We start from the raw sequence: 13696 nt of genomic DNA on the forward strand, positions 1-13696 counted from the left end.
TTTATTATTATAGAAAAATTATTTTATATATTTATTTGCTGCGCGCATCATCAATGGCTTTAACGGCCGCGTCCACCTGCATGGACAAGCCGGGCTGCCCCAGTGTGGACGTGGCCCGCCGTGGGTCTCCACCATAAATCCCCTGCGCCGCAGACGGGTTGGGTGCGTGCCGCAAGGCCTCCTCCCGGACCATGGATGGATCAACCGCGAGCATGAGCGATGTATCGCTTATATCCGCATGCTGGCCCACATCCAGCCTGTAGCCATTCTGCCGGAGCCATTCGCTATACTGGTGGGGGATCACATTGTAATAATCCCGCACATACAGCACCCGCGCACCCGTGGCCTGCCACCGCACATTCAGCTGTGCGGCCAGTTTTTCCATATCTTTCTGGTAACCACCGTGATCACCGATCAGAACAACCAGCTTAAACCCCTGCACCCGAAAACTTTCGGCAATGGAAGCCAGCATTCTGTCAAACACATCGGGTGGTAATGTAATGGTACCGGGGAAGCGCATATGCGATGTACGCGGAGCCGTACCCCCTTCTGGCACATAAGCCACCACAGGAGCCACCAGTGTTCTGCCCGACTGGTGGGCTATTTTTTCAGCCTGAAACTGCACACGGCTGTTGTGTTTGCCAACGGCTATGTACGGTCCACTCTGCTCCGTACCCCCCACAGGCACAATAATGGTTGTAAAACCACAGGATATATCCTGTGCAATTTCGGTCCATGTCAGTTTTTCAAACAGAACACTTCTGGCAAGGTTCAGGCACTGGGCCTGCGCTGGCAGGGGTGATACTGCCAACGCCCCTAAAAACAGACCGTATAACCATGCTTTTTTCATTATGACTGCACCAGAAGAGGGGCAAGAAACTGACCCGTATAGCTTTTTTTGCATGCAGCAATGGTTTCGGGCGTGCCTTCGGCAACAATGGTGCCACCACCATCGCCCCCTTCTGGCCCTACATCTATAAGCCAGTCCGCAGTCTTGATAACTTCCAGATTATGCTCGATCACGATAACCGTGTTCCCCTGATCGACCAGTGCATGCAAAACTTCCAGAAGTTTTCTAACGTCTTCTGTATGTAACCCGGTTGTGGGTTCATCCAGAATATAGACGGTTCTGCCCGTAGCCCTGCGCGCCAGCTCCTTGGAAAGTTTGATGCGCTGTGCTTCCCCCCCCGATAGGGTCGTTGCCTGCTGGCCAAGTGCCACATAGCCCAGACCAACCTTTTGCAAAATGGCCAGTCGGTCGCGGATCCGGTTCTGGGCGGAAAAGAGCGGATAGGCTTCATCCACACTCATGGCCAGCACATCCGCTATGGTTTTACCCCTGAAGCGGATATCCAGTGTTTCGCGGTTATAGCGCGCACCTTTACAGGCATCGCAGGTAACAAACACATCGGGGAGGAAGTGCATTTCTATTTTAAGCACGCCATCACCCTGGCAGGCCTCGCACCGTCCCCCTTTGACATTAAAGGAAAAACGCCCCGCCTTGTACCCTCGGGCCTTGCTTTCTGGCAGTTCGGCAAACCAGTCCCGGATGGGGGTGAACAGGTCGGTATAGGTTGCGGGGTTGGAGCGGGGAGTGCGGCCAATGGGGGACTGGTCAATATCAATAATTTTGTCCAGCAGTTCCATGCCCTTGATTTTTTTATACGGCTCGGGCGAGGTGGCAGCCCCCATAAGCTGGCGCGAGAGCGCCTTGTAAAGTGTATCAATCACCAGGGTTGATTTACCGCTCCCCGAAACACCGGTTACACATGTAAATGTACCAAGCGGAAAATGCGCGGTGACATCTTTAAGATTATGCCCTGTTGCCCCTTCCACCGTAAGCATCCGTTTTTTGTTCACGGGCCTGCGCTGTTGCGGCACCTCAATTCTTTTGCGACCAGACAGGTAAGCGCCTGTCAGGCTATCGGGGTTTTTGGCAACCTGCTCCGGCGTACCCTGTGCAACAACCTGACCGCCATTAACCCCGGCTGCGGGCCCCATATCTACCAGCCAGTCAGCGCTTCTTATGGCGTCCTCATCATGTTCGACAACAATGAGTGTATTCCCAAGGTTTTTCAACCGCTCGAGAGTACCCAGCAGGCGTGCGTTATCGCGCTGATGCAGCCCGATGGACGGCTCATCCAGCACATAAAGCACCCCTGTAAGCCCCGATCCAATCTGGCTTGCCAGACGGATACGCTGGCTCTCCCCCCCAGAAAGGGTGGCTGACCCGCGCGAGAGGGTCAGGTAATCCAGCCCCACATCATCAAGGAATTTCAGACGTTCCAGAATCTCACGCAGGATACGCCGGGCAATTTCTGCCCGCTGAGGGGTAAGGGTTGGCAAAACAGTGTCAAACCAGCCCAGCGCATGCCCAATGGAGAGGTCGCAGGCCTGCGCAATTGTTTTGTCCGCCACACGAACAGACAGGGCCTCCGGCCGCAGGCGTGCACCATGGCAGACATGGCAGGCTTTTTCTGACTGATAACGGGAAAGTTCTTCCTTGACCCACGCACTCTCCGTATTGGCCAGTCTTTTTTGCAGGCTTGTCAGAACCCCTTCAAACGGCCGTTCGACAACATAGCTTTTTTTACCATCCTGATAAGTAAAGCTTATATCGTCTTCCACACCGTAAAGAATACCGTTCTGGGCCTGCTCGGGCAGGTCGCGCCATGGGGTATCCATGCTGACGCCAAAATGCTTTGCCAGACTTTGCAGTGTCTGCTCCAGAAGGGGAGATTTTGCATCTTTCCATGGTGCAATAGCACCTTTTTTAAGGGAGAGTGCGATATCGGGCACAACCAGAACCGGGTTGAAGTATGTTTCCACCCCCAGACCATCACAGGCCGGGCAGGCCCCCTGCGGCGCATTGAAGGAGAACAGGCGCGGTTCTATCTCTTCCAGAGTAAACCCGCTGACAGGGCAGGAAAAATGCGATGAAAAAACCAGTTTTTCCGGTTCGCGTTCTTCATCCTTGAGCACTTCCTCGGCATAGACAATGCCATCACTCAGGGTCAGCGCGGTTTCCAGACTATCCGCCAGACGGGTTTGCACGCCGGGTTTTACCACCACGCGGTCCACAACCACTTCCACCGTGTGGCGGAGTTTGCGGTTCATGCTCGGGGCTTCTGCAATTTCGTACAACGTGCCATCCACCCGCACACGGGTAAAACCCTTGCGCTGGAGTTCGGCCAGTTCCTTACGGTATTCGCCCTTGCGGTCCCGAATAACGGGGGACAGCAGCATAAGCCGCGTGCCTTCGGGCATGGCCAGAATACGGTCCACCATCTGGGTTACGGTCTGCGCCTCAATAGGCAGGCCGGTGGCGGGGGAATACGGCACACCTGCCCGCGCCCAGAGCAGACGCATATAGTCATATATTTCCGTGACCGTCCCCACGGTAGAGCGCGGATTTTTGGATGTTGTTTTCTGCTCGATGGAAATCGCGGGGGACAGGCCCTCTATGGAGTCCACATCGGGTTTGCCCATAAGCTCCAGGAACTGGCGCGCATAGGCGGACAGGCTCTCCACGTACCGGCGCTGGCCCTCCGCGTAAATGGTATCGAACGCCAAAGAAGATTTGCCCGACCCCGAAAGCCCGGTCACGACGGTCAGCCGGTCACGGGGGATATCAATATCAACATTCTTCAGGTTATGGACACGCGCCCCACGCACCCGAATGCTGTGCTGACCTCGAAGACCTGATTTTGTCATGAAGAGCTCTTTACCGTCGTTCCTGTTTTGTCCTCTATTATGGCGCTTTAATCCGTCCCTATGCAATCCATGAAACACACCAGAGGGAGCCGCCATGCAAAATGCCCTGACCGGCCATTCTGACCATTGCGCTTGCGGGCATGATTGACCATTTACAGACACAAGTGATGTACTGTGGCCAAAAGCATGACAGGTACCATTTTGCCTGCGTGACAGAAATTTGAGGAACAAAACCAGATGGAGCATCTGATCGGTCAGCCAGCCCCGAGCTCGGATAACAGTTTAGGTGGCTCGGGTGCTGCTGCTGTAATTACCGACGGTACACAGGCCAGCTTTATGCACGACGTTATGGACGCCAGCCGGAACGTGCCCGTTCTGGTGGACTTCTGGGCGGAATGGTGTGGCCCGTGCAAGCAGTTGACCCCCATTTTGGAAAAAGTTGTTACCGCTGCCAAAGGCAAGGTCCGGCTGGTTAAAATTGATATTGAAGCCAACCGCGCCCTTGCTGGCCAGCTTGCACAGGCTGGCTTGCCGCTCCAGTCCATCCCGCTTGTGGCAGCCTTCTGGAAAGGGCAGATTCTGGACGTGTTCCAGGGTGCCCTGCCTGAAAGCGAAGTAAAAAAGTTTGTAGAAAACCTGCTCAAAGCCAGCGGGGGCGGCACTCTGCCCGCAACCGAGCAGCTGCACGAAGCCGATGTGGCCATGGAAACAGGCCAGCATGCCGCAGCCGCAGCCATGTATTCCGCTGTTATTGGCGAAGAGCCTGAAAACGCCAAAGCCTGGGGCGGGCTGATCCGCGCCATGCTGGCCCTTGATGATGAAGAGGCCGCAGCCGCAGCTCTGGCCGATGTGCCTGCAAAAATTACGGATGCACCGGAAGTTGCCGGGGCCCGTGCGGCCCTTGAGCTGAAAAAGGAAGGCCGTCAGGCAGCCGAAGCCATGGAAGGTATTCGGGCACGGCTGGACGCCAACCCCGAAGACTACGAAGCCCGCTGTGAACTGGCCACGGCCCTGAACGCCGCAGGCAAGCGGGAGGATGCCGCAAACGAACTGCTCCACATCATCAGGGCCGACCGGGGCTGGAAGGATGGCGCCGCCCGTCAGCAGCTCCTGCGCTTTTTTGAAGCATGGGGGAACGATGACCCCGCCACGGTTCTGTCCCGCCGCCGCCTGTCCTCCCTCCTATTCTCCTGATCAGCACCTTGCCCCGCACAACACCCCTGTTTGTAGATGATGATGTTCCCCGCCGTATTCCACGGCTGGGGGACATGACACTGGCGGATATTCCGCCAGAAGTGGGGCTTTTCCCGCTTAGTGGCGTGCTGCTCCTGCCCCGGGGCAAGCTGCCACTCAATGTGTTTGAACCCCGCTACATTGCACTGGTGGAAGATGCCCTGGCATCACACAGGCTGATCGGCCTGATCCAGCCCCGCTGGCAGGAAGATGAGGACGAAGGGAACGAAGCACCGCCCCTTTATACCACCGGCTGCCTTGGTCGCCTGACATCCATGACCGAACGGGCCGATGGCACCTATGCCATGACCCTGACCGGCCTGCTCCGCTTCCGCCTGCTGCGTGAGACAGGGCTGCGCCGTGGGTACCGGGTTGCGCGTATTGACGTATCCTCCTTTGCGGGGGATCTGAACGAAATTCCGTCCGAACCGTTTGATCGGCCCCAGCTTTTGAGCTCGCTGAAGAGTTATTTTCAAAAAAAAGGGCTGAATGCCCGCTGGTCCCTGATAGAACAGATGGACGACAGCCTGCTTCTGGTGACTTTACCCATGATCTGTCCTTTCCCTCCGGCGGAAAAACAGGCATTGCTGGATGCAGAAAATCTGACAGACCGTGTGCGGGTCCTGCAAACGCTGCTAGACCTGTCCGGTCCGGAACAGGAAGGCCCTCCTTCCTGACAATATATGTGGGAACCGTTTTATGTCCGATACAGCACCGCTTGATCCGCGCCTTCTGTCCATTCTGGTCTGCCCCGTGACCAAAGGCCCACTGGTTTTTAACGCGCAGACCAATGAACTGATCAGCGAAAAAGCCGGACTGGCCTTTCCTATCCTTGATGGCATTCCCGTTATGCTGCCCGATGAAGCCCGCCGTATTGAAGGCTGACTGACGTTTTTTTCCCTCTGCCTCGGATTTGCCCATGCTTCTGGGAAAAAAAAACAGTGCTTGTTTTAGGAGGCTGCTCCTGCTCGCGCCATTGCTGGCAGGTTGCCACCATCTGATCGAGGGGGATGATATTGATCTCCCCCCCGAACGCCCCGGCCGTTTTTTACCCGAGGCCGCACCGGCAGAGGCACGGGCCGCACAAAGAGATGTCGAACGGCAGGAAAAGCTGGATGCAGCCCAGCGGGCCGCAGGCATAAAAAAACCGGATACGCCCCCCAAACCCGAAGACCACTACGAAGTTCTGCCCCCCATGTATGATGGAGGTGGCTCTGCTGGCCCAATGCTTACGGAAGATGGCCATACCATTACGCCTCAGGCGCAGGCTGTTTACGGCAGGCCGGACAACGGGCAGGTGCAAAAATCCAAATAACGCGCCGCGTTAATGCTCTGCATCATACAGGTGGGATGTTCTGCGCCGCAGAAGATCCCCTATGGCCATACCCATAACGCCGGTCATCATGCCTATGGCGGTTGGTATGGCGCCCCCTCCGGGCAGCAGGCCAACCAGCACACTGCTCAGCGAGCCAAAGCTGTACTGCATGGTCCCCAGTAGGGCAGACGCACTCCCCGCATGATGCCCATGGCGGGAAAAGGACATGACCGTGCCATTTGGGCCAATAAACCCCAAAGCTCCGGTTAGTCCCACAATAAAGACACAGGTCAGCCATGGGTGACCAACCCCGACCACACCCGCCAAGGCCAGAGCCACAAAGGCGCACCCCAGCACAAAGGCCCACAGAATAGCCCCATCCAACAGGGCAGGCATGGATACACGATGTATCAAACGCCCGTTGATCTGGGTGCCCAGAATAAAAGCTGCCGCATTGGCACCAAAGAAAAGCCCGAACGCCCCGGGCGAAAAATGCAACCTCTGCTCAAACAGAACAGGGGCACTCCCCAGATAGGCGAACATGACAAAAGTGGAAAATGTTGTGATCAGGGCATTGGAAAAAAAGACAGGCTCACGCAAAATACCCTGATAGCGCCATAAAATTTCCACTGGGCGGAAACGGATACGCCTCTCGACCGCCAGCGTATCGGGCAGCATAAGCAGCACACCCATAATGGCCGCAACCGCATAGAGTGTTCCAATCCAGAACATCCAACGCCAGTCACCAATTTTTAAAACAAGGCTCCCCAGCCCCGGAGCAAGAACAGGCATGACACCAAAAACCAGTGTCAGTTGCGCCATAATATGTGCGCCTTTTTTGCCTGTTGCCACATCCCGCACAATCGCACGCGGAATAACCGCGCAGGCAGACCCACCAAACGCACCAATAAAACGCAACACGCAGAACAGATGGTAATTGCTGACCAGCGCACACCCGGCAGAAGCAAGAGCATACACACCCAGCCCCACAATCAGTGGCCCCTTGCGCCCGAACCGATCAGACAGAGGGCCCTGGGAGAACTGGCCCAGCGCCAGCCCCAAAAACCACGCCCCCAGCGTAAACTGTGCAGACCCGGCCCCACCTCCCAGATCGTGCTCAACCGATGGAAAAGCGGGCAGATACATATCTGTCGCTAATGGCCCAATGGCCGTGACCAGCCCCAGAAGGAAAATAAGCCTGAATGGAAAAGAGGATAACGGGGCCGTGGGAGAAGATGTCATCTCGTGAATTACCGGAGAAAGAATGGGTCTTTTTTTCTCCCGTCACTCCGCTTTTGTCCACCACCTAAAACCGGGCATCTCCTGCTCGGGCAGCGTATCTTACCAAAAAGGCTGCCGGACAAACCGGCAGCCCCTGAATCTGGCTTACTCTGCCTTGCCACTCTGGGCAGGCTTGGGAGGCGGCGGCGGCATTTTGCCACCACATTCGGGGTGATGACCGGGCGGATGGTCAGGCTGTTCGGCAATCTGCTTGAGCTGCTGGCTGGTCAGAATATCATGAATCTGGGCTTCAACCTGGAGCTTATGCAGGGCATGCTGCGTATGCAACGCGCTGATCTGCTGTTCCAGATCCTGCAATTTGGCCTGATCAACCGGGCCTGGTGTTGTCAGCACGGTGCGGATCCGTTCCTGCAGGGCATGCGCCTGCTCCATACCTGCCTTGGGGTCTTCCGGCCGGTTGGCATCGAGCACAGCCTTGATCTTCTTTTTCTGCTCGGCGGTCAGTTTGATCCCGTCCAGCCTAAGAATGTGCCCACCCGGCCCGTGGTGCATGCCACCACATTCCGGCGGCGGAGGAGGAGCCCCGACTGGAGGAGCGGCTTCTTCCGCCCGCACCGCAGACCCGGAAAAAGCTGCAAGGCCCATAACCAGTGTTGTTGCCAGCAATGCTCTTTTCATCATTCAGCCTTCGTCTTCATGAATACCAAGCTACAAGGCGATACACCCTGCCTGTGCGGAACAGTGGCACCCGGATATGTCTGAAAAAAGGCATTGCACTCAAAACGCATACAAAGCAGCAGAACCGCTTGAACGCGGCGGCTGGAGGATTATGCTATTTTGAGGATTTTAAAGAACTGGTGGAGCCAAGCGGAATCGAACCGCCGACCTCTTGAATGCCATTCAAGCGCTCTCCCAACTGAGCTATGGCCCCACTGTTCTGTCACACACTGCCCTGTCCTGTTTTGCAACAGTCCTGCGGTGTGTGTTGAGCCTCTTACAACCTACTTAAAATGCTGACAAGCCCTAATTTTTAATCTGGGAGTACTTTCATCTCACGCAGTGCCGCAACAAGGGGGAGGAGCGGCAAACCCTGAATGGCAAAAGCATCTCCTTCTATTGCAGCAAACAACTGTATGCCCGGACCTTCCAGCCGGTAAGAACCAACACAGCCGAGGCAGGCCTCTCCCTCCTGTGCCAGATACTGTTCCACAAATGCGTGTGAAAAGGTACGCATGCTCAACTTTGGGCAGGCAACATGCCGCCAGAGAATATGCCCATTCCGGCACAGCACGACCGCAGTATGTAAGGTGTGTGTTTTTCCCCTCAGCTCAAGCAACTGCTGGCGGGCTCCTGCCAGTCCCTCCGGCTTGTCATACCATGTGCCATCACAGCTCAGCATCTGATCCGCCCCGATCACAAGCCGATCGGTTTTTTGAATCGAGAGCGCTTTTGCTTCAGCAAGGCGAAGGGCTACCGTATCGGCAGACCAGTTCTGCTGTAAGCCTTCGTGCTTGATATGCGCCTCATCCACATCAGAAACTTCAACATCAAAGGCCAGTCCGGCATTTTCCAGAATACGCCGCCTGGCAGCAGAACCACTGGCCAAAAGCAGTTTGTCCGCTCTGTTCTGTATTAGAGTCGGCGTTAGTACTAAATCAGTCACGGAAGCGAGTCTCTTTCAGGTACTGGTGAAAAATGGGGCTGTGAGTACTTCCCTTAGTACCGGGGTACATGTGGATTGTACGGAGTTCAGAACATGGCCGTACCGAGTACCGGGCACAACCTGCAACTCTCGTGAACCGGTGAGTTGTACACAGGGGTGGTTGGATGTTTTCTGGATAACTCCAAAAAGCCTTTATTTTGCAAGGGTCTTCAATCTGTACACAGTGTGGGAAAGATGGGGTACATTTTTGGAATGCCGGGTACCCCGTTATCAACAGTACCCTCATATCTCATCAAATCTTTTTCTTTCTTTTTTTATAGGAAGAGGGGCGTGGACAGCGCGGACAAAGACGTGCAGGACTTCTGCTCATGACAACGCAAACACACATTCCCGCCGCCAAACGTCTGCTCAGAACTCTGAACGGGGAGGCACTGTGGCCCCCTCCGATGTGGTTGATGCGCCAGGCTGGCAGGTTTCTGCCTGAATTCCGCGCCATGCGGGCACAGGCGGATTTTCTAACCCGTTGCATGACCCCTGATATTGCAACGGAGCTGACCTTGCAGCCTATCCGCCGCTTTGGCATGGATGGGGCCATCCTGTTCTCGGATATTCTGATCCTGCCATGGGCTATGGGTCAGTCCCTTGAATTTGTGGAAGGCACAGGCCCGGTTCTTGGCGCTATCCGCTCCGAACAGGACCTTAACGCACTGGACCCCGCCCGCATTGCAGAGGCAACCGCCCCTGTGCTGGAAACCCTGTCCCGCCTGCGCAAAGCCGTGGATGGACCAGAAAGCATTGGGGTTGCCAAACCTGGTGCAACCACGTTGCTCGGCTTTACGGGCGCTCCATTTACCGTGGCCTGTTATATGGTTGAAGGCCGTGGCTCGCGCGAGTTTTCTGTAACGCGGAACATGGCTTTTTCTGAACCTGCACTTTTTGACCGGCTTATGGCCCTGCTGACCGAAACAACAGCAACCTATCTTTGCGCCCAGATTGAAGCCGGGGCAGAAGCCGTTATGCTGTTTGATTCATGGGCCGGGCTTTTGCCTCCTTCGGAATTTCGCCGTCACGTTATCCAGCCTAGCCGGCAGATCGTGCAGACCATCAAGGCCCGTTACCCGCACGTCAAAGTTGTTGGGTTCCCCCGCCTTGCTGGTGTGATGGCCGCAGAATATGCGCGTGAAACGGGTGTGGATGTTCTCGCACTCGATACCGGGGCCGATATGGCAACCGTGCGCAATATGGTGCCAGACACTTTGGGCCTACAGGGTAATCTGGACCCGGTTGCCGTGCTGGCCGGGGGGGAAGCCATGCGGCGTGAAGCCCTGCAGGTGCGTGAAGCCGGGCGGGGGCGTGCCCATGTGTTTAACCTCGGTCACGGTGTTCTGCCGCAAACGCCTGTGGAGCATGTTGCTGATCTTGTTCAAACCGTGCGGGAAACGCCCTGATGACTCTGGCTCTCTCTCAGGTTTTTCGCGGGCCGCTTAAACTGGTCATTTTTGACTGTGATGGTGTGCTGGTTGATAGCGAGGAAACCTGTTGCCGCCTGTGTGCGCAGGCGGCGCGGGAGGCCGGATGGAACGTGCCCGATGCTCTGGCTGTGCAGACATTTTCTGGCATGTCCCTGGCGACCATTCAGCCCATGATCGAGCGCAATGCAGGCAAAACGCTTGGCGCTGAGTGGGAGCCAACAATGCAGCAGCGCTTTGTTGCCGCCATGAAGGAAGGCGTGGAACCAGTTAGCGGTGTGCACGCCATGCTTGATGCGGTGCAAAAGCTGGGTGTTCCCGTGCGTGTTGCGTCCAATTCCTCCTGCGAGGAAATGGATGTAAAGTTTGAAAAAACCAGCCTTTCCCCTTATTTTGATGGGCGTATTCATTCTGCGCGGGATATGGGCGTGCCCAAGCCCAGACCCGATGTGTATCTGAAAGCAGCCGAGGCAGAAGGTGTTCTGCCGTGCGAATGCGTGGTGCTTGAAGATAGTGACCCCGGTGCTAAGGCAGCAGTTGATGCAGGTATGGCCTGCGTTATGCTTCGTGCACCGGAAAAAGCGCTTCCGGATTGGAAAGGGGTCGAAAGAATAGAGAAATTATCTGATTTCCCGCATATTCTTTCCGAACTGATCAAGGTTGCATCATAATGGTTTTTGACGTGCTTCTTCCATGGGTCAGGTGGTTTGTCGCGTTTCACATCATGTCTGTCATGGCATGGATGGCGGGGTTGTTTTATTTGCCCCGGCTGTTTGTGTATCACTGTCAGGTCAAGGCCGGGACTGCGGAAAGCACGCGGTTTAAAACCATGGAGCGCCGGTTGATCAAGGCCATTATGGTGCCGGCCATGTGCTCCAGTCTGCTCTTTGGTGTCTTGCTGGTTTTAACACCCGGCTCGGTGGACTGGGGAGCTGGTTGGTGGCATTTAAAATTGCTGTGTGTGCTGCTTATGTTCGGTTTTCAGGGCCTGTGTGGTCGTTGGTACCGTGGGTTTGCACAGGATAATAACCAGCATTCGGAAAAGTTTTACAGACTGGCTAATGAAGTACCAACCGTGCTGATGATGGTTATCGTGATTATGGTTGTTGTTAGGCCATTTTGAAAAATATGATATAATATAAGAGTATTTCGCATATTATATCATGCAGAATACTACCATTACCCTGCTCTTTTTGTGCAGGGTAATGGCTTTGACTTTCCTGCAAAAGACACAGATTTGCGTTTTATGTAAATCCTTGTAACCTGACATCAAGGTTTAAAAACCTATGGCAAAAACATGGATTATTTTTTGCCCATATGTTTGAATTGCTAAAATTTATAAAAATACAATATCGGGGAGAAGGCGTAATATGTCCTTAACTGTGCGTTCAGTTGCGGTGTTTTGTGGCTCCCGCATGGGGGATAAACCTGTTTATCGCCAGACGGCGGAACTGGCTGGTAAAACATTGGCCGAAAAAAACATTCGACTGATTTATGGCGGTGGTGCCAACGGGCTCATGGGCGTGGTGGCCGATGCCGTTATTAAATCCGGCGGGGCGGTAACGGGGGTTATCCCCGAGTTTTTGAAAACCCGTGAACGGATGCATGATCAGGTTTCCGAGCTGATTGTGACGGACTCCATGCATGCCCGCAAACAGATCATGTTTGCGCAGGCCGATGCATTCTGGATTCTTCCGGGCGGATTTGGCACGTTTGATGAGACAATGGAAATTCTGACCTGGAAGCAGCTTGGCCAGCACAAAAAGCCTATTCTGCTGGTTAATGTGGACGGCTGGGGCGATGCCATGGTCGCCATGCTGGATACAGCAGTTAGCCAGGGGTTTGCCTCGGCAGAAGCGCGCGCGCTGATTCAGGTCGTGCCGGATATATCGGCCGCTCTGGCGTGTTCTGTTGTATCTGATCAGGTGCATGATCTGCCTATGTCTGCCCTGTAAACCAGAGGGCTCATGCATTTCCTCTCTTGCTTATAAAGCAAGAGAGATGTATAGCGCATTCAGCCATAACGGAGTGTAGCTCAGCCTGGTAGAGCACTGTGTTCGGGACGCAGGGGCCGGAGGTTCGAATCCTCTCACTCCGACCATGGCTTTTCTGGAAAAATCAGTTTTCCTTGCAGGGTGCTTTTAGGCACTCTGTTTTTGCATGCCAAAAGTATGCAACACCTGCAAAATCCAACGCATATAATATTCAGACAGCGTATTCCATTGTCCCATCATTTATAAAAATTATTGTTGTATTCAACAAAAAACCCCTCACGCCACTCAGAAGCGTGAGGGGTTTTTATGTGGCAGAAGTTCGGTTCAGGCCCGTTTGGCGACTGCTGTGTAATGGCTGTCCACAAGGGTATTGGCTGCAAACAGGGAGGGATGATGTGCATCCTGCATCTGCCCGACCAGAAGGTTTTCCCACCGGCGCATATCGGCCTGTCGGTCAGCCTGAATACCTTTGTTCAGCTCCTCAAACTGCAATGCGGCAAAAGAACCGAGCACAATGCTGGACACAAAAGCCGCACTGGCGACCAGACCGGGGAGTGAGAGCGCATAGTCAGACCATTGCTCGGACTCCGGCAGGGATTGCCACAAGAACCGCGACAGGGCGGAATTATCTGTAAAATCCTGCCAGTGCACGGCCAAACCAGCATGGAAGACAGAAAATTTAAGTCCGCATGTCATAAAAATAAACGTGGAGCAGATAGCAAGGCTCAGGGCTGCGAGCCAGAGCGAGACGAATGTTGCTTTTTTCCATGCCATGTTGTCCGGCCTCCTAATTTGGGTTTGTTAGGGGGCAAAAGCGGAACGGTGTATAAAGACACCGCGCTTCCTCCGTTGTTTAAAACGTATATCAGGTATTCAATATATGCAAGGTAAATCGTGCAGGAGAGGCTCTTCTGGCATACTGAAAAAGATGGAATCCTGTGCTGGAAAGCCTTCCAGATCATGCCCATTATTAGAACATGATTTTTTTGTCTCCTGATCAGCAGACAAGAGTGGGGGCGTAGGAATGAAGCAGACACATACGGTAAAAATAGGTCTTCTGGCTTTG

The 13696-nt window shown here is 54.6% G+C and carries 14 protein-coding genes and 2 tRNA genes; 9 read left to right on the forward strand and 7 right to left on the reverse strand.

Annotation, left to right across the window (positions count from 1 at the left end):
• Window positions 1-31: 31 nt before the first annotated feature.
• Window positions 32-850 (reverse strand): creatininase family protein, encoded by an 819-nt coding sequence (locus GOB83_RS08130; RefSeq protein ID WP_242005789.1) that lies wholly within the window; start codon window positions 848-850, stop codon window positions 32-34.
• A complete protein-coding gene (uvrA, locus tag GOB83_RS08135) occupies window positions 850-3714 on the reverse strand; it encodes an excinuclease ABC subunit UvrA (RefSeq protein WP_165925728.1) in 2865 nt (954 codons plus the stop codon). Before uvrA ends, GOB83_RS08130 begins: the two co-directional genes overlap by 1 nt.
• 237 nt (window positions 3715-3951) lie before the next feature.
• Between uvrA and GOB83_RS08140 the strand changes: the two genes are divergently transcribed.
• From GOB83_RS08140 to GOB83_RS08155, 4 genes are all read left to right on the forward strand, one after another.
• Complete coding sequence (locus tag GOB83_RS08140) at window positions 3952-4908, forward strand: tetratricopeptide repeat protein (protein ID WP_165925729.1); 957 nt, start codon at window positions 3952-3954, stop codon at window positions 4906-4908.
• A gap of 74 nt (window positions 4909-4982) precedes the next feature.
• The gene (locus tag GOB83_RS08145) at window positions 4983-5624 is read left to right on the forward strand and encodes an LON peptidase substrate-binding domain-containing protein (RefSeq protein WP_086646953.1); all 642 of its coding nucleotides are present in this window, start codon (window positions 4983-4985) and stop codon (window positions 5622-5624) included.
• A gap of 22 nt (window positions 5625-5646) precedes the next feature.
• On the forward strand, window positions 5647-5832 hold the full coding sequence (locus tag GOB83_RS08150; protein WP_059024588.1) for a Trm112 family protein: 186 nt from the start codon (window positions 5647-5649) through the stop codon (window positions 5830-5832).
• A 34-nt stretch (window positions 5833-5866) separates the two neighbouring features.
• Window positions 5867-6262: a hypothetical protein gene (locus GOB83_RS08155; protein ID WP_086646928.1), complete on the forward strand. Its 396-nt coding sequence runs from the start codon at window positions 5867-5869 to the stop codon at window positions 6260-6262.
• A gap of 9 nt (window positions 6263-6271) precedes the next feature.
• Here GOB83_RS08155 and GOB83_RS08160 read toward each other — a convergent pair whose 3' ends face one another.
• The 4 genes from GOB83_RS08160 to GOB83_RS08175 all read right to left on the reverse strand — a co-directional run bounded on the left by GOB83_RS08160 (window position 6272) and on the right by GOB83_RS08175 (window position 9167).
• Window positions 6272-7504: a multidrug effflux MFS transporter gene (locus GOB83_RS08160; protein WP_165925730.1), complete on the reverse strand. Its 1233-nt coding sequence runs from the start codon at window positions 7502-7504 to the stop codon at window positions 6272-6274.
• Between the two features lie 144 nt (window positions 7505-7648).
• Window positions 7649-8185, reverse strand: a complete 537-nt coding sequence (locus GOB83_RS08165; RefSeq protein ID WP_233129171.1) for a Spy/CpxP family protein refolding chaperone — start codon at window positions 8183-8185, stop codon at window positions 7649-7651.
• 174 nt (window positions 8186-8359) lie between these two features.
• Window positions 8360-8435, reverse strand: a tRNA-Ala gene (locus GOB83_RS08170).
• A gap of 99 nt (window positions 8436-8534) precedes the next feature.
• Entirely contained in the window at window positions 8535-9167 is a 633-nt protein-coding gene (locus GOB83_RS08175; RefSeq protein WP_165925731.1) for a Maf family protein, read from the reverse strand.
• Window positions 9168-9535: 368 nt separating this feature from the next.
• Here GOB83_RS08175 and hemE point away from each other — a divergent pair, with 368 nt between their 5' ends.
• The 5 genes from hemE (at window position 9536) to GOB83_RS08200 (ending at window position 12737) form a co-directional block, all read left to right on the forward strand.
• On the forward strand, window positions 9536-10615 hold the full coding sequence (gene hemE / locus GOB83_RS08180; protein WP_095349494.1) for a uroporphyrinogen decarboxylase: 1080 nt from the start codon (window positions 9536-9538) through the stop codon (window positions 10613-10615).
• Window positions 10615-11307, forward strand: a complete 693-nt coding sequence (locus GOB83_RS08185) for an HAD family hydrolase (RefSeq protein WP_165925732.1) — start codon at window positions 10615-10617, stop codon at window positions 11305-11307. The genes hemE and GOB83_RS08185 overlap by 1 nt, the downstream gene beginning before the upstream one ends.
• A complete protein-coding gene (gene hemJ, locus GOB83_RS08190) occupies window positions 11307-11759 on the forward strand; it encodes a protoporphyrinogen oxidase HemJ (RefSeq protein ID WP_086646508.1) in 453 nt (150 codons plus the stop codon). The genes GOB83_RS08185 and hemJ overlap by 1 nt, the downstream gene beginning before the upstream one ends.
• A 247-nt stretch (window positions 11760-12006) precedes the next feature.
• The gene (locus GOB83_RS08195; protein ID WP_165925733.1) at window positions 12007-12591 is read left to right on the forward strand and encodes an LOG family protein; all 585 of its coding nucleotides are present in this window, start codon (window positions 12007-12009) and stop codon (window positions 12589-12591) included.
• Between the two features lie 69 nt (window positions 12592-12660).
• A tRNA-Pro gene (locus GOB83_RS08200) sits at window positions 12661-12737 on the forward strand.
• A gap of 217 nt (window positions 12738-12954) precedes the next feature.
• Here the strand turns inward: GOB83_RS08200 and GOB83_RS08205 are convergent.
• Window positions 12955-13404: a hypothetical protein gene (locus GOB83_RS08205; RefSeq protein WP_086646510.1), complete on the reverse strand. Its 450-nt coding sequence runs from the start codon at window positions 13402-13404 to the stop codon at window positions 12955-12957.
• Between the last annotated feature and the right edge of the window lie 292 nt (window positions 13405-13696).

Origin of the sequence: Acetobacter fabarum (assembly GCF_011516925.1) — a bacterium.
GTDB classification, from domain to species: Bacteria; Pseudomonadota; Alphaproteobacteria; order Acetobacterales; family Acetobacteraceae; genus Acetobacter; species Acetobacter fabarum.